The 18,344-nt window shown below is 66.0% G+C and carries 18 protein-coding genes and 3 pseudogenes; 7 read left to right on the plus strand and 14 right to left on the minus strand.

Going from position 1 to position 18,344, the window contains the following annotated elements; all coding sequences use genetic code 11:
• The 4 genes and pseudogenes from KH616_RS09555 to KH616_RS09570 all read left to right on the plus strand — a co-directional run.
• Window positions 1-199 (plus strand): annotated as a pseudogene (locus tag KH616_RS09555) (tRNA (guanosine(37)-N1)-methyltransferase TrmD); the annotation flags it as partial.
• 134 nt (window positions 200-333) lie between these two features.
• The gene (gene rplS, locus KH616_RS09560) at window positions 334-723 is read left to right on the plus strand and encodes a 50S ribosomal protein L19 (protein ID WP_292243597.1); all 390 of its coding nucleotides are present in this window, start codon (window positions 334-336) and stop codon (window positions 721-723) included.
• Window positions 724-811: 88 nt separating this feature from the next.
• Window positions 812-1,498 carry a CoA pyrophosphatase gene (locus KH616_RS09565; protein WP_292243599.1) on the plus strand — a complete coding sequence of 229 codons (687 nt, stop codon included), beginning with the start codon at window positions 812-814 and terminating at the stop codon, window positions 1,496-1,498.
• A gap of 123 nt (window positions 1,499-1,621) precedes the next feature.
• Window positions 1,622-2,560, plus strand: a complete 939-nt coding sequence (locus KH616_RS09570; RefSeq protein WP_292243600.1) for a CobD/CbiB family protein — start codon at window positions 1,622-1,624, stop codon at window positions 2,558-2,560.
• A 113-nt stretch (window positions 2,561-2,673) separates the two neighbouring features.
• On the opposite strand, the gene KH616_RS09575 is transcribed toward KH616_RS09570, so the two are convergent.
• From KH616_RS09575 to KH616_RS09585, 3 genes and pseudogenes are all read right to left on the minus strand, one after another.
• Window positions 2,674-2,991 (minus strand): DUF2007 domain-containing protein, encoded by a 318-nt coding sequence (locus tag KH616_RS09575; protein WP_292243619.1) that lies wholly within the window; start codon window positions 2,989-2,991, stop codon window positions 2,674-2,676.
• A 71-nt stretch (window positions 2,992-3,062) separates the two neighbouring features.
• Window positions 3,063-4,004, minus strand: a complete 942-nt coding sequence (rsgA, locus tag KH616_RS09580; protein WP_292243602.1) for a ribosome small subunit-dependent GTPase A — start codon at window positions 4,002-4,004, stop codon at window positions 3,063-3,065.
• Window positions 4,001-5,260 (minus strand): annotated as a pseudogene (locus tag KH616_RS09585) (M48 family metallopeptidase). Before KH616_RS09585 ends, rsgA begins: the two are co-directional and overlap by 4 nt.
• Window positions 5,261-5,377: 117 nt before the next feature.
• Here KH616_RS09585 and orn point away from each other — a divergent pair.
• Window positions 5,378-6,001 (plus strand): oligoribonuclease, encoded by a 624-nt coding sequence (orn, locus tag KH616_RS09590; protein ID WP_292243603.1) that lies wholly within the window; start codon window positions 5,378-5,380, stop codon window positions 5,999-6,001.
• 19 nt (window positions 6,002-6,020) lie between these two features.
• Here orn and mog read toward each other — a convergent pair whose 3' ends face one another.
• The gene (mog, locus tag KH616_RS09595; protein ID WP_292243604.1) at window positions 6,021-6,638 is read right to left on the minus strand and encodes a molybdopterin adenylyltransferase; all 618 of its coding nucleotides are present in this window, start codon (window positions 6,636-6,638) and stop codon (window positions 6,021-6,023) included.
• Window positions 6,622-7,224 carry a ribosome biogenesis factor YjgA gene (gene yjgA, locus KH616_RS09600; protein ID WP_292243606.1) on the minus strand — a complete coding sequence of 201 codons (603 nt, stop codon included), beginning with the start codon at window positions 7,222-7,224 and terminating at the stop codon, window positions 6,622-6,624. The genes mog and yjgA overlap by 17 nt, the downstream gene beginning before the upstream one ends.
• A 127-nt stretch (window positions 7,225-7,351) precedes the next feature.
• On the opposite strand from yjgA, the gene pmbA reads away from it, so the two are divergent.
• Complete coding sequence (gene pmbA / locus KH616_RS09605) at window positions 7,352-8,722, plus strand: metalloprotease PmbA (RefSeq protein ID WP_292243607.1); 1,371 nt, start codon at window positions 7,352-7,354, stop codon at window positions 8,720-8,722.
• Between the two features lie 130 nt (window positions 8,723-8,852).
• Here the strand turns inward: pmbA and KH616_RS09610 are convergent, their stop codons facing one another.
• The 9 genes and pseudogenes from KH616_RS09610 to KH616_RS09650 form a co-directional block, all read right to left on the minus strand.
• On the minus strand, window positions 8,853-9,353 hold the full coding sequence (locus KH616_RS09610) for a dihydrofolate reductase (protein ID WP_292243608.1): 501 nt from the start codon (window positions 9,351-9,353) through the stop codon (window positions 8,853-8,855).
• Between the two features lie 124 nt (window positions 9,354-9,477).
• A pseudogene (locus KH616_RS09615) lies at window positions 9,478-10,998 on the minus strand (sigma-54 dependent transcriptional regulator); the annotation flags it as partial.
• A complete protein-coding gene (locus tag KH616_RS09620; RefSeq protein WP_292243609.1) occupies window positions 10,991-12,367 on the minus strand; it encodes a hypothetical protein in 1,377 nt (458 codons plus the stop codon). The gene KH616_RS09620 and the pseudogene KH616_RS09615, both read right to left, overlap by 8 nt.
• A 115-nt stretch (window positions 12,368-12,482) precedes the next feature.
• Complete coding sequence (locus KH616_RS09625) at window positions 12,483-13,310, minus strand: peptidase C39 (protein WP_292243610.1); 828 nt, start codon at window positions 13,308-13,310, stop codon at window positions 12,483-12,485.
• A gap of 6 nt (window positions 13,311-13,316) precedes the next feature.
• Window positions 13,317-14,027 (minus strand): C39 family peptidase, encoded by a 711-nt coding sequence (locus KH616_RS09630; protein ID WP_292243612.1) that lies wholly within the window; start codon window positions 14,025-14,027, stop codon window positions 13,317-13,319.
• 66 nt (window positions 14,028-14,093) lie between these two features.
• The gene (locus KH616_RS09635; protein ID WP_292243614.1) at window positions 14,094-15,539 is read right to left on the minus strand and encodes a cell wall anchor protein; all 1,446 of its coding nucleotides are present in this window, start codon (window positions 15,537-15,539) and stop codon (window positions 14,094-14,096) included.
• A 24-nt stretch (window positions 15,540-15,563) separates the two neighbouring features.
• Window positions 15,564-16,262 carry a hypothetical protein gene (locus KH616_RS09640; RefSeq protein ID WP_292243615.1) on the minus strand — a complete coding sequence of 233 codons (699 nt, stop codon included), beginning with the start codon at window positions 16,260-16,262 and terminating at the stop codon, window positions 15,564-15,566.
• Complete coding sequence (locus KH616_RS09645) at window positions 16,259-16,741, minus strand: hypothetical protein (RefSeq protein ID WP_292243616.1); 483 nt, start codon at window positions 16,739-16,741, stop codon at window positions 16,259-16,261. The genes KH616_RS09640 and KH616_RS09645 overlap by 4 nt, the downstream gene beginning before the upstream one ends.
• Window positions 16,742-16,776: 35 nt before the next feature.
• Window positions 16,777-17,142, minus strand: a complete 366-nt coding sequence (locus tag KH616_RS09650; protein ID WP_292243617.1) for a hypothetical protein — start codon at window positions 17,140-17,142, stop codon at window positions 16,777-16,779.
• A gap of 539 nt (window positions 17,143-17,681) precedes the next feature.
• Here KH616_RS09650 and KH616_RS09655 point away from each other — a divergent pair.
• Window positions 17,682-18,344, plus strand: a 663-nt coding sequence (locus KH616_RS09655) for a sigma 54-interacting transcriptional regulator (protein ID WP_292243618.1), incomplete at its 3' end; no start/stop codon positions are given.

Genomic DNA, 18,344 nt, shown 5'->3' on the forward strand with positions numbered 1-18,344 from the left:
CGAGGGCGTGCGCGTGCCGGACGTGCTGCTCGGCGGGCATCATGCCGAAATCGAGCGCTGGCGGCGCCAGGAAGCATTGCGAAATACGTGGCTGAAGCGTCCGGACCTGATCGTGCGGGCGCGCCGCGACAAGTTGCTGAGCCGTGCCGACGAGGCATGGCTCGCGAACCTCGCACGCGAAGCGAAAGCCGCCTCCTGAGGCGGCGTTCGCGGGCGGGAATTGGCGGTGCCGTGCATGCGTGTGCGGCACCAGATGTGAATCCATCCTCTATCGGGGCCGGGCCTGGATCCAGGCGGGCGCAAACGTCGACAAGATGGTTTTAGGAGTCAGTGATGAATCTGATCGAAAAACTTGAGCAGGAAGAGATCGAGCGCGCGCTCGCAGGCAAGACGATTCCCGAATTCGCCCCGGGCGATACGGTGATCGTGAACGTGAACGTGGTTGAAGGTAACCGCAAGCGCGTTCAGGCTTACGAAGGCGTCGTGATCGCAAAGCGTAACCGTGGTCTGAACTCGGCATTCATCGTCCGCAAGATTTCGTCGGGCGAAGGCGTCGAGCGTACGTTCCAGACGTACTCGCCGCTGCTGGCGAGCATCGTCGTGAAGCGCCGCGGCGACGTGCGTCGTGCGAAGCTGTACTACCTCCGTGAGCGTTCGGGCAAGTCGGCTCGAATCAAGGAAAAGCTGGTGTCGAAGGATCGCGCAGCAGCTGCTCAGGCGTAAGCGATGTAAGGAAAAAGCACCCAACCGGGTGCTTTTTTCACTCTGGCGCGACAATACGCAGAATCCGCCATCAATCCAGAGAGTTCCGTTGAACCGCCGTCCCATCATCGATCCCGAAGTGCTGCCGGTCGAAGGCACGAGCGCCGGCTTGCCGGCCATCGAGTCCGGGCTGATGACGCCGTCAGGGCTGCGCGAACGTTTTGCCAGTGCACTCGAATGGACCGTCGAGCCATCCGAAGTCCGCATGCAGGAAGTCGTCGATCCGCGCCGCGCCGCGGTGCTGGTGCCGCTCGTCGCGCGCGAAGCCGGTCTGACCGTGCTGCTGACGCAGCGGGCCGATCACCTGAACGACCACGCTGGGCAGATCAGTTTTCCGGGCGGCCGGCGAGAGCCGTTCGATCGCGATGCGACCGCGACGGCGTTGCGCGAAGCCAAAGAGGAAATCGGGCTGTCCGGCGAGCGGGTCGAAGTCCTCGGTGCGTTGCCGGATTATCTGACCGGCACCGGTTTCTGCGTGACGCCCGTTGTCGGCCTCGTGCATCCGCCATTCACCATGCAGGCCGACACACGCGAGGTTGCGGAGATCTTCGAGGTGCCGCTCGCGTTCTTGATGAATCCGGCAAATCATCAGGTGCGCGTATTCCGTTGGGAAGGCGGCGAGCGTCGTTTTTTTGCGATGCCTTATCCGGACGACGACGCGGGCGCGCATTACTTCATCTGGGGCGCAACTGCCGGCATGTTGCGCAATCTGTACCGCTTCCTGGCTGCCGGATGACGGTTCATCAGGCCGCGCGATGCGTGCGGGCGGCCGCAGGACGGCCGTGCGACCGGCCATGCGAGGCTTACGCTGTGCTATCGTTATGCAAAAAATGACATAACTCCGAAGACGGCGCCACGCATGACTTTTTTTTCGGTTCTTCTTGCCCTCATCATCGAACAGGTCCGCGCGCTGTCGCCGAGCAATCCGGTCTTCGCGCTGTTCCAGTTTCACGCGGAAACCGTTGCGCACGGTCTTGACGCCGGCAAGCGGAAGCATGGCGTTCTGGCCTGGCTTGCCGTCGTGTTGCCGTGGGTCCTCGCCGTCGCGCTGATCTATTTCCTGCTGTACAAGGTGAGTTTCGTGCTGGCGTTCCTGTGGAACGTCATCGTCGTCTATTTCACGCTCGGCTTCCGCCAGTTCAGCCATTACTTCACCGACATCCATCTCGCGCTCAACAACGACGACGTGCCGCATGCGCGCGAAATCCTCCACGAGTGGACCGGGCTCGACACGGTCGACATGCCGGTTGGCGAAATTGTCCGGCATACGCTGATTCATGCGGTCATCGCGTCGCATCGCCACGTGTTCGGCGTCTTCTTCTGGTACGTGCTGCCGATCGGGCCGGCGGGCGCGGTGCTGTATCGAATCTCCGAATATCTCGCGCGCAGCTGGTCGACGCCGGGCGATGATCGTACCGCCGCATTTTCGACGTTCGCGCAGCGCGCGTTCTTCGTGATCGACTGGGTGCCGGCGCGACTGACCGCGCTCGGCTTCGCGATCGTCGGCAACTTCGAGGACGCGATCTACGCATGGCGCAATCACGCGCGCCAGTGGCCCGATTCGAACGACGGCGTGCTGCTGGCCGCGGGCAGCGGGGCGCTCGGCGCGCGGCTGGCCGGGCCGCTGGCTGAACCGTCGAGTCTCGATGCGCTTGCGGTCGGCGACAGCGGGCCGCTGACGGTCGGCGACGACTGCACGCCGCGCACGCTGCAATCGGCGGTCGGCCTGGTCTGGCGCGCGGTGATTCTGTGGATGATCCTGCTGTTGATGCTGACGATCGCCGTGTGGGTGTCGTGACACGGCAGCGGATCTGACTGGCGAAAGGCCGGCTTTGAAGCCGGCCTTGATGATGGCCAGCCTGACCGAAGCAGCCCGATCGGCTTACGTTGATCGGGCTGTTTTGCTGTGGGTCAGTCGTCGCGCGGGTCGCGCGTTGCGCCGCAACGCCAGCACGCGGTGAACTGCGCTTCGAGCGCCTCGCCGCAATGCTTGCAGCGCCATGGCGTTGCGCCGGCCGCAGGGCCGTGCGACGCTGCGTCGAGCAGGCGGCGGGCGAGAGCGTCGTCGCGTTCGTCGTCGAGCCAGATCTCCGGCGCGCAGGCATCGGCGGGAATGCCGCCCAGTGCGCCTGTCGCGTAGCAATTATGCAGTTCGCAGCCGATGCCGGCCGCGGCGAGGACGTTGGCCCAATGCTGCGCGGTTGCGAGATCCGGCGCTCTGAAGCGCATCATGCCTCCTGTCGGTCATCCGGCCGCCAGTGCCTCGTCGACAGACCGGGCGTGTCCGTGCGACACGCGGCTCATCGCACGATCTGGCTCGCCTCGTGCACCAGTTGCGCGTACAACGCATGCCGCGTCGGGGCGATGCGGCCTTCGGAGACCGCATCCAGGATCGCGCAGCCCGGCTCGTGCAGATGATGACAATTATAGAAACGGCAGTGCGCGAGCAGCGGGCGGAACTCCGGGAACGCGCGCTCGAGCTTGCCTTCCGTCAGATGATAGAGACCGAACTCCTGGAAGCCGGGTGAATCGATCAACGCGCCGCCTTCGGGCAGCGGGTAGAGGCGTGTGAAGGTCGTGGTGTGCCGTCCGCTGTTCAGCGCGGCCGAGATTTCGCGCGTGGCTGCCTCGGCGTCGGGCACGAGCAGGTTCACGAGCGTCGATTTGCCCATTCCCGACTGGCCGAGCAGGATCGTCGAGTGCCCGGCGAGATGCGGAATCAGCTGCGCGCGCGCGTCGTCGGGCGAACCCTTGACCGACACTTCCAGCACGTCGTAGCCGAGTGCGCGATACGGTGCGAGCCGCTCGCGCGCCACCGGCAACGCGGCCTCGACGTCGATCTTGTTCAGCACGACGAGCGGCTTGAGTTCGTTCGCCTCGGCGGCGATCAGCGCCCGGCCGAGCAGATCCTCGCTGAAGTACGGCTCGGTTGCCAGCACGATCAGCAACTGGTCGAGATTGGCCGCAAACAGTTTCGACTTGAACTGGTCGGAGCGATACAGCAGATTGCGCCGCTCGCCGATCGCGACGATCACGCCCTGGTCGGCGGACGAGCGCTCGTACGTGACACGGTCGCCGACCGCGATGTCGCTTTTCTTGCCGCGGGGGAAGCATTGCAGCATGGGGCCGCCATCGTCGGGCGCGACGATATAGTGGCGGCCGTGCGCCGCGATCACGCGGCCTTCGGCACGTTCCGCGCCTGATGCGCGCGGGGCCGGCTTGAGGGAGGTCGGTCGGCTCATGCGTGTTGTAGCAATCGGTCGATCCGCTGCGACGCGGGCGGGTGCGAATAATAGAACGCGGTGTAGACGGGATCGGGTGTCAGCGTCGACGCATTGTCCTCGTAGAGCTTCACGAGCGCGCTGACGAGATCCTGCGCGCCGGTCTGGCTCGCCGCGAAAGCGTCGGCCTCGAATTCGTGCTTGCGCGACGTGAGGCTGCCGATCGGCGTGGCGAAGAACAGGAAGACGGGGATCGCGAGGAAGAACAGCACGAGCGCCGCGCCGGCGTTGCTCGAGTCGAGCGACGGCGTGACGCCGAGCCCGGTGTAGAACCACACGCGCTGGGCGAGTCAGCCAAGCAGCGCAAGCAGCGCGAGGCTCAGCACGAACGATACGAGCATGCGCTTCATCACGTGGCGGCGCTTGAAATGGCCGAGCTCATGCGCGAGCACGGCCTCGATCTCCTCGCCCGACAGGCGTGCGAGCAGCGTATCGAAGAAGACGATCCGCTTCGACGCGCCGAACCCGGTGAAATAGGCATTGCCGTGCGCGGAGCGGCGGCTGCCGTCCATCACGAACAGCCCTTTCGCCGCGAAGCCGCAGCGCTTCATCAGCGCCTCGATGCGCGTGCGCAGGGCGTCGTCCTTCAGCGGTTCGAACTTGTTGAAAAGCGGGGCGATGAAGGTCGGATAGATCAGCAGCACGAGCATCTGGAACGCGACCCAGACGAGCCACGTCCACAGCCACCACAGGCTGCCCGCCCGATTCATCAGCCACAGCACGACGAACAGGAGCGGCAGGCCGAGTGCGGCGCCGAGCAGCGTGTTCTTCAGCATGTCGGTGAAGAACAGGCGGTGCGTCATCCGGTTGAAGCCGAAGCGCTGTTCGATGCCGAACTGGCGGTAATACTCGAACGGCACGTCGATGACGCTCATGATCGCGAGCACCGACGCGACGAGCGCGACCTGCTGGGTGTAGCCGCGCCCGAGCCAGCCGGTCAGGTGCGTATCGAGCGCGCCGACGCCGCCGAGCAGCGTCAGCCCGATCAGCACCGCCGCGCTGACGACGATCTCGAACATGGTCAGCCGGGTGCGTTCGACCGTGTAGTCGGCGGCGCGCTGGTGCGCCAGCAACGGAATGGTCGCGCTGAACTGCGCGGGCACGCGGTTGCGGTGCGCGGCAACGAAGCGGATCTGCCGCGAGGCGAGCCACAGTTTGGTGGCGACCATCGCGAGCACGGCGAGCGCGAACAGCAGGGTGAACGAAAAGGGTGACATCGAAGGCGCCAAAGGGTTCTATGCGAGAATTATATGTTCTTGCGGACCGGGGCCGCCGAAGCGCTGCCCGCCGCCGGGACGGTGCTGTGCGCCGTCCGCCATTTTCCAGGATGACTCATGACCGATACCGCCGCTTCCGCCAGCCAGCCCGAACTCGTGCGCAACGAACTGAACCTCGTCTGGCTCGACATGGAAATGACGGGCCTCGACCCGGATAACGACCGCATCATCGAAATCGCGGTCGTCGTGACCAACTCGACCCTCGATATCGCCGTCGAAGGGCCGGTGTTCGCGATCCACCAGAGCGACGCGACGCTCGCCAAGATGGACGACTGGAACAAGTCGACGCACGGCCGTTCGGGCCTGATCGACCGCGTGCGCGCATCGACCGTGACCGAGGCGGACGCCGCCGCGCAGCTTCAGACGTTCCTCGCGCAGTACGTGTCGCCGGGCAAGTCGCCGATGTGCGGCAACTCGATCTGCCAGGACCGCCGTTTCATGGCGCGCTGGATGCCGGACTTCGAGCGCTTCTTTCACTACCGCAACCTCGACGTCAGTACGCTCAAGGAGCTGTGCCGCCGCTGGCAGCCGGCAATATACAAGGGTTTCCAGAAGCGCGCGATGCATACGGCGCTGGCCGACATCCACGAATCGATCGACGAGCTGAAATACTATCGCCAGCATTTCCTGATCCCGTCCGCGCCGGCGGTGCCGGCCGGCGACGCCACGCCCGCTGCCTGAGCGGGCCGCCGGCATCGCCTCAGCGCGGTGCGCGCTGCGCGCTCTTCGGGCGGAACGCCGCGACCACCGCGGCGTCGGTCTCGATGTACGGGCCGCCGATCAGGTCGATGCAGTAGGGCACCGCGGCGAAGATGCCGGGCACGGTCGTCTTGCCTTCACCGTCGCGCAGCCCTTCGAGCGTTTCCCGGATCGACTTCGGCTGGCCCGGCAGGTTGATGATCAGCGCCGCGTGACCGGCGGTTTCCCGGATCACCGCGACCTGCCGCGACAGGATCGCGGTCGGCACGAAGTTCAGGCTGATCTGCCGCATCTGCTCGCCGAATCCCGGCATTGCCTTCGTCGCCACCGCAAGCGTCGCCTCGGGCGTCACGTCGCGGCGCGCGGGACCGGTGCCGCCCGTCGTCAGCACGAGGTCGCAGCCGGCGACGTCGACGAGTTCGGTGAGCGTCGCGGAAATCGTCGGCGCATCGTCCTGGATCAGCCGCGTCTCGGCGCGCCACGGCGACGTGAGTGCGGCAGCCAGCCAGTCCTGCAGGGCCGGAATACCCTTGTCCTCGTAGACGCCGCTGCTTGCGCGATCGCTGATCGACACGAGGCCGACGACCAGCTCGTCAGGATGGTTACGCTTCGTCGTCATGCTCGTCTCCGGCGGCATCGGGCGCTTCGTCGTCCGCGCCGGGTGCGCCGCTCGCGGTCTTGATCCACTGGAACAGCTCGCGGTAGTAGCGCGGCGGCTTGTCCAGCTGCGCTTCCCTGCGGGCGTTGCGGATCAGCGTGCGGCCTTCCTGCACGTCCGCGGCCGGATGCTGGCGGATGAACTCGGTCAGCGCGTTGTCGTCGCCGAGCAGTTGCTCGCGGGTGCGCTCGATCCAGTGCAGGCGCGCAGTCGCGGCCTTGTTCACGCCGCGCTGGGCGTCGAGCGCGGTGCGCAAGGCGGCCGTCTCGTCGTCGGTGAGCGAGCGCATCACGCGGCCGACGTACTGGAGCTGGCGGCGCTTGCCTTCGTGGTCGGTGATGCGGCGCGCTTCCAGCACCGCGTCCGCGAGATCTTCGGGCATCGGCATGCGCTTCAAGGCATCCTTCGGCAGATCGACGAGCGCCTGGCCGAGCACCTGCAGTGCATGCATTTCGCGTTTCAACTGGGATTTGCTGGGGCGATCGTAGTCAAGGCCGGCATCGTCGTCGGCGTGCTCGATCGGCTGGATTCGGGTTTTGCGTGTCATACGCGGCATTGTAACGCGCCGCGATCGCCCCAAGCTTCTCCGGTGAGCGGCCGCGGACCTTGCTATGATCGCGGCATACGATATTTTGAACACGCGGGCCGCGCGCCCGCCACCGGATAACACAAAGATGGCTGCCAATCTCGACGCGCAAGCGCGCTATTTCCCGCATACGCAGGACCAGCTGAAAGAAATCGCCTCGGACATCCTCCGCCATGCGAAGGCGCTCGGCGCGACGGACGCCGCGACCGAAATTTCCGAAGGGGACGGCCTGTCGGTATCGGTGCGGCGCGGCGAGGTCGAGACGATCGAGCACAACCGCGACAAGATGGTCGGCGTGACCGTGTTCATCGGCAAGAAGCGCGGCAATGCGAGCACGTCGGATTTCTCGCCGGCCGCGATCAAGGACACCGTCGCCGCCGCGTACAACATCGCGCGCTTCACGGCCGAGGACGACGCGGCCGGCCTCGCCGAGGCCGAGCTGCTCGAGACGTCGCCGCGCGACCTCGACCTCTATCATCCGTGGGACCTGTCCGCCGACGAGGCGGTCGAGATCGCCCGCCGCGCGGAGGATGCCGCATTTGCGGTCAGCCCGCAGATCCGCAATTCGGAAGGGGCGAGCGTCTCCGCGCAGCACTCGCAGTTCGTGCTCGCGACGTCGCGCGGCTTTTTGGCCGGCTACCCGTACTCGCGCCACTACATCGCGTGCGCGCCGATCGCGGGCAGCGGCCGCCACATGCAGCGTGACGACTGGTATTCGTCGAAGCGCAGCGCGGCCGATCTCGCCGCGCCGGAAGCGATCGGGCGCTACGCGGCCGAGCGGGCGCTCGCACGGATCGGCGCGCGCCGCCTCGACACCCGCAAGGTGCCGGTGCTGTTCGAGGCGCCGCTCGCGGCCGGCCTGCTCGGTGCGTTCGTGCAGGCCGTGAGCGGCGGCGCGCTGTATCGCAAGACGTCGTTCCTGGTCGACAGTCTCGGCAAGCCGGTATTCGCGCCGCATATCCAGGTTGTCGAGGATCCGCACGTGCCGCGCGCGATGGGCAGCGCGCCGTTCGACGAGGAGGGCGTGCGTACGCGTGCGCGCAGCGTCGTCAAGGACGGCGTCGTGGAGGGCTATTTCCTGTCGACCTATTCCGCGCGCAAGCTCGGCACGCAGACGACCGGCAACGCCGGCGGCTCGCACAACCTGTCGCTGCGCAGTTCGAACACGCGGCCGGGCGACGATTTCGAGGCCATGCTGAAGAAACTCGGGACGGGGCTCTTGCTGACCGAGCTGATGGGACAGGGCGTGAACTACGTGACGGGCGACTATTCGCGCGGCGCGGCGGGTTTCTGGGTCGAGAACGGCGTGATTCAGTATCCGGTCGAGGAGATCACGGTCGCGAGCACGCTGCAGGAGATGTTCTGCCATATCGTCGCAATCGGCGCGGATTCGATCGTCCGCGGCACGAAGGAAACCGGCTCGGTGCTGATCGAGCAGATGACGATCGCCGGGCAGTAAGCGGCGTCGACGTTCGAGGACGCGTGCCGCAACGTGCGGCGTGCGTCAGGCGTCCGGGCGGCGAGGCTCGCAACCCGAAGACGACAAAGCCCGGCCGGCTGGCCGGGCTTTTTTCGTTCCGCGCGCCGCGTCAGCCGCGCTGGCGTGCGTAGACGACGAACGCGTAGGCGAACGTATTCGGCGCGGCCGCCTGATGCGTGTCGCGGGACACCTCCCGCCACTGCTCGGGTGCGGGCGCGGGGAACGACGCATCGCCTTCGAAGTCGGCGTCGATCTCGGTGACGATCAGTTTGTCGGCGAGTGCGAGGCCTTCCGCGTAAAGCTGGGCGCCGCCGATCAGGAACGCTTCGGCCGCGCCGTCGCGTGCGGCGAGGACGAGTGCGTCGGCGAGCGACGTCACGGTGTCGCATCCGTCGAAGCGGCGCGACGCATCGCGTGTCACGACGATATTGCGGCGTCCCGGCAGCGGCCGTCCGATCGATTCGTGGGTCTTGCGGCCCATCACGATCGGCGCGCCCATCGTCGTGCGCTTGAAGAAGGCGAGATCCTCGGGAAGTTTCCAGGGCAGCTGGTTGTCGCGGCCGATGATGCCGTTGCGGGCACGCGCGACGATCAGGGTCAAGCTCGTCATGGATATCGGGAAAGGCTCAGAAACGCAATGGCGGCGATTCTACCGGATTGCCGCTGCGCGTTGCCCGGGCCGCCGCCTTGCGCGCCCGCCGTGCCATGCGTTGCCTGCCGCGCGGCGCGTCCCGTCATTCACTGTCCCGGTTCGCGCCGTCGCCGCCAGCCGCCGCGGCGCGCTGCTCCGTCTCGGACAGATCGCGCAGCCCGTGCGACCCCATCAGCCGGTACAGCGTGACGCGCGAGATGCCGAGCTCCGCGGCCGCTTCCGCGAGCCGGTGCCGGTGACGCAGCAGCGCGGCCTCGATCGCGCGCTTCTCCGCACGCTCGCGTGCCTCGGCCAGCGTCGTCGACTGTTGCGCTGTGTATTGCCCGAGATCGAGATCGGCGGCGGAGATCAGCCGGCTGTCGGCCATGACGATTGCGCGGCGGATCCGGTTGATCAGCTCGCGCACGTTGCCCGGCCACGCATAGCTGTACATCGCCTCGACCGCGCACGGCGTAAAGCAGCGGATCTTGCGTGCGCCGTCGCTGCGGAATTTCAGCAGGATGTGATGCGCGAGCAGCTCGATGTCCTTGCCGCGCGCCCGCAGCGGCGGCTCGTCGATCCGCAGCACGCAGAGGCGATGGAACAGGTCGGCGCGAAAGCGCGTGTCGCGCATGGCCGCTTCGAGGTCGACGTGGGTCGCCGAGATGATCCGCACGTCGACCGGAATCGAGTCGTGGCCGCCGAGCCGCTCGATCTTGCCCTCCTGCAGGAAGCGCAGCATGCTGGCCTGGCTTTCGAGCGGCATGTCGCCGATTTCGTCGAGGAACAGCGTGCCGCCGTGCGCGGCTTCGACCCGGCCGATCTTGCGCTGGTTCGCGCCGGTAAACGCGCCGCGCTCGTAGCCGAACAGCTCGGACTGCAGCAGATGATGCGGGATCGCACCGCAGTTGATCGCGACGAACGGCGCCTTGCGCCGCGACGAACGCTCGTGAATGGCGAGAGCGGTCAGTTCCTTGCCGGTGCCTGACTCGCCGGCGATGAACACCGTTGCGTCCGTATTCGCGACCTTGCGAATCGTGCGGAACAGCAGTTGCATCGCGTCGCAGGTGCCGACCATCTCGTCGTCGCCGGTCGTGGCGACGTCGGTCGCGAGTTCGAGGTCGCACAGCGTCACCATGCCGTACGCGTGGCCGACGAGATAGTCGATCGTCGTCTGCGTCGGCGGCCCTTTCACGTAGTCGAAACAGTACTGCCGGATGAGCTTGCGGATATCGGGCTCGGCGAGCCGCGCGGGATTCGCGAGTGCGATCCAGCCGATCTGCTGATGGCGCAGGATCGGTTCGAGCGCGTTGAGGTCGCGCGCTGCGAAGCCGTCGAGATCGACGATGCCGGCATGCGCGACGTCGGGTTTCACGAGCCGCTGCGCATCGTGGGCGGATTTGGCGGGCAGGACGTCCCAGCGCCGCTCCCGCAGATGCGTGACAAGCGCGGCATCGGGACGGCGCGACAGATACACGAGCGGCCGGACGGCGAGCAGATGGCCGGTCCCGGCGCCGTCCGAGCGCGCGATGGTCAGTCGCGCCACCACGTTCGGAGGGGCGGTTGAGGTGACGGGGCGGGAGTCGTGCACGATAACCTCGCTGCGTAGATGCGCCTCAGAACGAATAGGGGAAGCGCAGGCCGACGATGAAGTTCGGCGCGTCGGGCGTGAGCCCGATTGCGACCGACGCGTTGATCGTCAGGTTCTTGTTGAACACGTGGTTGAGGCCGAAGCTCAGCGTCGACGCGGTCGTCTGGCTGCCCGGCACCCGCTGCCATTCGCCGCCGGGCGCCTGGGTCCGCGTGGAGGGTTCGATCGCCATCGTGTAGGCGATGCTCGCCGAGTCGCGCTCGGAGAACGCCAGCGCGACGCCACCGCCGAACTGGACGATGTCGCCGAGCTTCACCTTGGCGGGTTGTGTCTGGCCGACCACCGACGAGATGTCGGAGAACGATCGGGCGACGTTGTACGTATAGGACACGCTGCCGAACAGCACGACCGGGTCGTAGGTCTTCAGCACCGAGACGCCGGCCGTCAGGCTCCAGAAGCCGTTGCCGGTCGGCAGCTTGCTCGGCGCGACGAGGTTCGTGTTGTTCGGGTCGGACTGCAGCAGCTTGATGCCGAACGGTGCCGTGCCGGTCGGCGCCTTCACGCGCAGGCTGCCGACGACGTCGGGCACGCTGCCGTGCTCTTTCACGAACTGGTAGTAGATGCCGAAGTTCACGTCGCCGAGCGCGTGCGAATTGACGCTCGTGTCGGACAGCGTGTTCGCCGCGCCGCCCGCGCCGCCGTTCATGAAGGTGGCGGTGCGGTACATGTACGGGACGTCGACGTCGACGCTGATGCGGTCGGTGAGCCCGTAGCGGACGTCCACGTCGGACATCAGCTGGTGCGACTTCGTCTGGCCGAGATTCAGGTTGCCGAGAAAGATCGCGTCGAGCGCGAGGAAGCCGGAGAGCTGCAGCTGCCGGCGGTCGTAATAGGTGTCGCTGATCCCCCAGTCGATCGTCAGCTTGCGGTCGAACAGCGGCGAATGCTCGCGCTGCACGACGGCCTCTTCGGCCGCGGTGCGGCCGGGTTCGGACGCTTTCTGCGTGGTGCCGATCGTGCCGGGCGCGGCAGTTTCGCCGGCGCCCTGGGGCGGGGGCGGATTGACCGGCACGCCGGTCGCGGTGCCGGTACCTTCGCCGGGTGCCGGCGTGATGGGCGTGTATTGCGAAATCAGCATGGGCGGCGCGGCGGTGGTGGGGCCGCCCGGTTCGCCCCGGCCGCGCCGGGCCATCTCGAGATCGATGACCTGGTGCTCGAGCGCGTCGATCTTGCGCTGCTGCTGATCGACGACCTTCATCAGCGTGTTGAGCCGCTCCTCGAGCGACTGGTCGGTGAGCGCCTGCGCGTGTGCGCATTCCGTCACAGTGAAGCAGAGCACCGCGGCCGGAACGACGGCGAGCGCGGCGCGCGGCTGGCATGTTGACGACTTCTGATGCGACATGGTTCATCCCCCGGATGAAGCGGCTGCGAAAGAGGCCAATGGGCCCAGTCCGCATCCGCCCTTAGCGGCACATGCAAACGGCGCATGTGCGGTGTCGCGGCTGGCGTGCCGCTCATCATCTCCTTAGCAGCGCGCTGTTCTGCAGCGCTTGAAGGACGCCCATCTGACGGAGCGTCGCGGGTGACATTTGTTGCGTGTTCAACAGCAGCTGCAACTGGTTCGAGACGAGTTGCCGGTTGCCGGCGACCTGCAGCAGTTGCGCGATCGCGCTGCCCTGCCGGGCGGTTGCCGGCTCGATCGACTGGGTGGCGAACCCGGCCGGCGTCTGCAAGACGAGCGAGACGCCGCTGCTCGAGAACGACACGCCGGCCTTCACCGTGCCGGCGCCGTCGCTTGCGAACGCGCTGGTGCTCGACGTCGAGCCGGGCAGCGGCGTGGCGGCGGGATTCTGCGCATTGAAATCGATGACCGCGGCATTCGTGCCGGCATTGTTGTTGCCCGCGACCTGGGTGATCTGCGAGATGCCGTTGACCTTGACCGACTGGCCGCCGGTCGCGACGGCGTGTGGATTCGCGCCATTCGGCGAGCCGTCGCCGTCGACGACCTTGGCGAGCGTCGTCACGTGGGCGTGCGGGTGGTGCGTGGCATCCGTCGAGACGGACAGCGTGCCCTGTGCGACCGCGAGTCCGCCGTTCGGCAGCTGCCACTGGGAGACCAGGTTCAGCACGAACCCGGAAATCATCGATGCGCCGGCATATTTGCCGGTCTGGCGGGACAGGACGTCGTCGTCGACGAGCTGCACGGACGGCGCGGGCAAGCGGTTGTCGAAGGGACGTGCGAGACCGGGCGCGCCGGCACCGCTTTCGGCTGCGACGGCGCTGCCCGCGAAGCCGCACATGGTGGCACACCATGCGAGGCTGAATGGCAGGAGGTAGCGTTTCATGACGAGTCAGAACAGGTCTGTCTTGATCAAGCCGAATTCGACGAAAGGAATCGCGGCGGCACTCATGCCGAGCGCCTGGTCGCGCAGCTTGAGCGCCAGCGATTCGTTGTTCTGCAGCAGCGGGGAGTCCTCCTTGAAGGGTTTGCCCAGCACGGCAAACACGAGGCCGTTCCAGGTATCGGCGAAATCTTCTTCGAGCAGGATGCGGTTGCCGAGCGCCGGATCGGCGATGAAGATCCGGCCGTTCTCCGCATGCTTGACGATCACGAAATGCTCGTAGCCGTTGAAATTCATCAGCACGAGTACGGGAATCTGCAGGTGATGCAGCGCTTCGATGCCGACCCGGAAGCCACGGCCGCGCAGGCCGAGCGTTTCGACGAACCGCTTCATGTCGAGCATCGAGAAACCTTTCTTGACCACGACGTCCGGCGTCGAGAACGCCATCATCCGGCGGATCATTTCGGTTTCCGGAATGTCGATGCCGTAGCCATACTTGAGCAGCGTGGCGAGCGCGGCGGATCCGCAGCTGAAGTCGAATTGCTGGCTGACGATGTCGCGATAGCGCAGATCGCGGATCGAGTTCAGGTGCTTCGTGAGCGGGACGCCCATGAGCGTGCGGGTATCGATGCTCGATTGCGCGGAGGCGGCCGCGCAACAGATGCTGCCGGCCACGACGACGGCGATGCGCAGCGACGACTGACGATATGCCCCGGACATGTTGTTCTCCTGCTGCGCGCGCCGTGCGACAGCCAGCACGGCGCGCGCTCCCCCCGGATAAGGCGGTCAATGACCGTTGTTGAGTGCGGCGATCGCGAGGCCGTTGTGCTGCAGGTTGCCGACGCCGCCGGCGATGTTCACGCCGATGTTGCCGCTCGAACCATGCAGCGCATTCGCGCCGAGCACCGCGGAACCTTCGAAGCGGCCGTTGACCTGTGCCGCAGCGGTCTGCGCGTTGCTGTCGGTGGCGACCATCGCCACCGTATCGACACCCGCTGCGTTGACGGTCGTCACGGCGCCGGCGAGGCTGTTGTTCTGCACGTTGCCGATGCCCGAGGCGACGTTCACGCCGACGTTGCCCGATACGTTCGACAGCGAGCCGTCGCCGATCGTCGCGTTCAGCTTGAAGTTGTTGACGGTGGCCTGGCCGCCGGACGACTGGCTGCTGAAGATCTGCGCGTTGCCGAACACGTTGCCGATATCGACCGACGCGAGCGCGACGTCGTTGCTCTGCGCGTTGCCGATGCCTTCCGCGATGTTCACGCCGAGGTTGCCGGTGACGCCCGATGCCGCGTTGGTGCCGGTGCCTGCGTTAAGCTCGCCGGGCTTGCGCGTATCGATGTGCGCGGTGACGCTGCCTGTCGTCGTCACGTCCGTCTTGGCGACGTCGAGGTTGTAGCTCCAGGACTTCTTCTTCGAGAACGTCTCGCTCGAGTTCGCGTGCATCGACTGGCTGGCCGACGAGGACGACGATGCGTCGTCGTGATGCACGCGCGCCCGGAACCCGGATTCGCTTGCCGAAGTGCTCGAGTTCTTCGTCACGTTCGACGAATCCTCGTGCGTCTTCGTCTGCGACGACGCGTTGTCCCATGCGACACCGGCCGCGCCGGCCACATAGAGGCTGCCGTTGAAGTTCTGGCTTTCGCTGCTGCCGCCGTTGCGGCGGTTGCCGGTATGGGTATGCGCCTCGGACGTGTTCGCGGATGCGGCGACCGTGGCCGTCAGCACGCCCGCGACGGCCTTGTGACCGTTGCTGGCGCTCGTGTCGTGCGACGACGTCGTCGTGTGGGAGACGTCGCTCGACTGCGACTTCGTCTGCTCGGCCGATGCCCATGCCGTCACGCTGTGCGAATCGTGCGACGACTTGTGCTCCTGGCTCCACCGTGAAGACGCATCCTTCACGAACGATTCGGTCGACGAGAACGACGAGTCGCCCTTCACCGAAACGTGCTTGTCCTGGTTGTTGTAGGTCGTCGTGACGGCGCCCTGCAGGTAGCTCTGATAGTTCGGGTCGAGCCTCGCGTTGGCCAGCGTCACCGTTTGATCGTTGTTGACCACCGCCCCCGCGGTGCTGGTGACGGTGACGGAGCCGAATAGCCGGACCCAGCCGCGGATGCCGACTGTCTCGGTGACGCCCGTCGTGTTGAACAGATAGGCTTTCGGGGGCGCCGCATATGCGGTACTCGCCGCTGCCGACGCGAGTACCGCCGCTGCAATGAGTGTGCGCTTCATAGTACGCTCCGTTACGGTGATGGCTTAATTAAAAAGAGTGCCCGCCGGGGGACGGAGCACAAAACTGTTGGCCGTTGCATTACCGGCGCCGGAGGTCTGGTTGACTTGTACGATGCCGCTGATATGCTTGAAAGCGTCGCCGCTAATCGACGCTTCGGGCATACCCCGCCCGCCCACCGGGAGTCCCAGTCCACCGTGATGCGGGGCTGCCTCGGATAGTTCGGTATCCGATGCAGCCCTCACTCCCGCGCCCAGCGTGCCCACTACGGTGCTGTTGCGCTGAAGATTTCCCACTCCGGCACTCTGATTCACCATCAATGCACCCGAGACCTGCGAGAAGGCCGTGCCCTCGATGCGTGCCGCCGTGTCGCCCACGCGCGCCGAAGCGATCGCCGCTTGCGAGATGCCAGCCTGGCTGGCGCCGGAAGCGCCCATGCCCAGGGCCAGTTGATTGCTCTGTGCGTTGTCGAGCCCGGCCGTTTCATTGATCGTGACCGCGCCGGTCGTGCCGTTGCCTGCGCCGGTCGCGATCGTCGCGGTGGCGCTGACGAACGCCTGCGCGAACGACGGGCCGGTCGATGGCATGCCTTGCGCGAAGGCGCGCGGTGCCGCGCATACGGCAAGCAGGACGACGGCGACCGTGCCGGCCTGCGTCCAGGCATGCGTGCGCCGGGACGCGTCGAATCGCGCGAGCAAGCGGCGACGTGGTGCGTGCGTGTTCATTTCGCGGCTCCCATGACGCTCGTGAGCGGCGCAAGCGCGTTCGTCACTGCGTTCGAGATCGTGCCGCCGATGCCGCCCGCGACAGCCGCGCCGGCGACGGCGCCGTGCATCGATGCACCGCCTGCGGGGTCGCCTGCGAGCGCACGCGTGATCGCCTGCATGCCCGCGCCGCCGATCATGCCGCCGGGCGCGACGCCGTTCGAGCCGTGCGCATTCGTCAGGTCGAGATCGGAGACCATCGTCGCCATCATCGGATTGAAATCGTTTGCCGGAAATGTGGTCGCGCGCACGAGCACGGGATCCTGTTCCGTCGGCACGTCGCGATAGGCGACACGTGGCGTGATGTCGCGGATGACGATGATGTCCCCGGGGTTTTCCGTGTGCGCCTGCGCGAACGCCACGCCACATGCCGGGCCGGCAAGTGCCGCACACAGCATGGCGAGCATCGGGCGGCGAATCGGAAAATGCGGGACGTTCATGGCAGACCCCTCGGATAGCGTGTCGAAACGCGCGGTCACTTGCGCGTGTAGCTTGCGTTGTTGCCCTGCATGGCGCGCTGCGCATCGACGGGCACGGGCATCGGTATCGGCGCGGGCGGCGCGATCTCGTCCCAGAGCGTCACCGATCCGCTGCCTGCCAACTGCTGCGATGCCGATGTCACGACCGCAAAGCCGGGCGCGCGGCCGCGCTGCTGGCCCAGCGTGTCTTCGTCGAGCAGCGCATAACGCTTCATCCACGTAGCGTCGGCCAGCGGCGATGCAAACGTTGCGCCGGTCCCCTCTATTTGCGAGGCTTCCTGTGCGGCCGCGAGCATCGGCAGCGCCGCGACTGCGAGCGCAGCGGCGAGTCGGGCGAGAGAGAGGCGAAGGAGGTGTCGCATGGCGTGTCTCCGGTGTGCCATGTATTCAGCGAAATACATGCCACCGTGCCCGAACCATTGTGCCGAAAGCGATTCGCAATTCGACGCCGAGGGGGACGCGGCGAAACGCGAAAAAAATGTTTCAGTGCTGAAACGAGGGGGCTTGGGAGTACTGCGGATTCAAGTCATCCGCATCCAGGATGAAAATCACGCGTGCGTGAGTGATGTATCGGGCAGGACATTCACGCTTTTGTGCAGAGGAATGGCGGATATCGTTCGGTCGTGCAGTGCATCGTGTCGCGGGCGGTCAGGCGTGCAGAAATCGGTTTGCCTTATTCGGCGCGTATCACTAAGCTGCTTTGACCACAAAATGAACCACACGCGAAGAGACTCGCCAGAGTCCATAAATTTGATGAACGCCATTGTGCGAGGCTTGGCGTTGCCGCGCATTGACATGGCGAATCGAGCCAGCCTGAGCATGGACCCGATTCGATCCTTTTGGCACGTGTTTCGTGACGTGCGCCGGTAATCGTTAGACGGTTAATGAACGGGGTGTGCGTATGGGAGCCGAACTACGGCATGTGATCTATTTTTCCCGGGAACCGAACGACGCCTTGCGCGGACATTTCGATGCGCGCGGCTGGCATGTGGATCTCGCGGAAACGGTGCGCGACATGCGACGCGTCGTGCAGCATGGCGTTGCCACCGCAGGATTGCTCGATTTTTCTTCGGGCTTCAAACCTTCCGAACTGCGTGAACTGGAATCGTGTCTGACGATTCCGCACATCGGCTGGATCGCGGCCACGCAACGTGGCCAGTTGCAGGACGCCGCGCTGCGGCATCTGATCCGCGACTATTGCTTCGACTACGTCACGATGCCCTACGAGACGACGCGCATCGTCGAGACGGTCGGGCACGCGCACGGGATGGTATCGCTTACCGATCTTGCCACCGTGCCGGCCAGCATGGGCCGCGGCGAAGGCGAGATGGTCGGCACGTGCAGCGCGATGCTCGCGCTGTTCAAGATGATCCGGCGGGTCGCGGCGCCCGACGCACCCGTATTCATTTCCGGCGAATCGGGCACCGGCAAGGAGCTGACGGCGGTCGCGATTCACGAGCGTTCGTCGCGGGCGCATGAGCCGTTCATCGCGATCAACTGCGGCGCGATTCCATCGTCCTTGATGCAGGCCGAGCTGTTCGGCTACGAGCGCGGCGCATTCACC

Source organism: Burkholderia sp. (assembly GCF_018375725.1).
Classification (GTDB): Bacteria; Pseudomonadota; Gammaproteobacteria; order Burkholderiales; family Burkholderiaceae; genus Burkholderia.

Bases quoted from the DNA above. Each gene is read 5' to 3' on its own strand.
- rplS (WP_292243597.1), top strand. From the start codon at position 334: ATGAATCTGATCGAAAAACTTGAGCAGGAAGAGATCGAGCGCGCGCTC.
- KH616_RS09570 (WP_292243600.1), top strand. From the start codon at position 1,622: ATGACTTTTTTTTCGGTTCTTCTTGCCCTCATCATCGAACAGGTCCGC.
- KH616_RS09575 (WP_292243619.1), bottom strand. From the start codon at position 2,991: ATGCGCTTCAGAGCGCCGGATCTCGCAACCGCGCAGCATTGGGCCAAC.
- rsgA (WP_292243602.1), bottom strand. From the start codon at position 4,004: ATGAGCCGACCGACCTCCCTCAAGCCGGCCCCGCGCGCATCAGGCGCG.
- orn (WP_292243603.1), top strand. From the start codon at position 5,378: ATGACCGATACCGCCGCTTCCGCCAGCCAGCCCGAACTCGTGCGCAAC.
- mog (WP_292243604.1), bottom strand. From the start codon at position 6,638: ATGACGACGAAGCGTAACCATCCTGACGAGCTGGTCGTCGGCCTCGTG.
- yjgA (WP_292243606.1), bottom strand. From the start codon at position 7,224: ATGACACGCAAAACCCGAATCCAGCCGATCGAGCACGCCGACGACGAT.
- pmbA (WP_292243607.1), top strand. From the start codon at position 7,352: ATGGCTGCCAATCTCGACGCGCAAGCGCGCTATTTCCCGCATACGCAG.
- KH616_RS09610 (WP_292243608.1), bottom strand. From the start codon at position 9,353: ATGACGAGCTTGACCCTGATCGTCGCGCGTGCCCGCAACGGCATCATC.
- KH616_RS09620 (WP_292243609.1), bottom strand. From the start codon at position 12,367: ATGTCGCATCAGAAGTCGTCAACATGCCAGCCGCGCGCCGCGCTCGCC.
- KH616_RS09625 (WP_292243610.1), bottom strand. From the start codon at position 13,310: ATGAAACGCTACCTCCTGCCATTCAGCCTCGCATGGTGTGCCACCATG.
- KH616_RS09630 (WP_292243612.1), bottom strand. From the start codon at position 14,027: ATGTCCGGGGCATATCGTCAGTCGTCGCTGCGCATCGCCGTCGTCGTG.
- KH616_RS09635 (WP_292243614.1), bottom strand. From the start codon at position 15,539: ATGAAGCGCACACTCATTGCAGCGGCGGTACTCGCGTCGGCAGCGGCG.
- KH616_RS09640 (WP_292243615.1), bottom strand. From the start codon at position 16,262: ATGAACACGCACGCACCACGTCGCCGCTTGCTCGCGCGATTCGACGCG.
- KH616_RS09645 (WP_292243616.1), bottom strand. From the start codon at position 16,741: ATGAACGTCCCGCATTTTCCGATTCGCCGCCCGATGCTCGCCATGCTG.
- KH616_RS09650 (WP_292243617.1), bottom strand. From the start codon at position 17,142: ATGCGACACCTCCTTCGCCTCTCTCTCGCCCGACTCGCCGCTGCGCTC.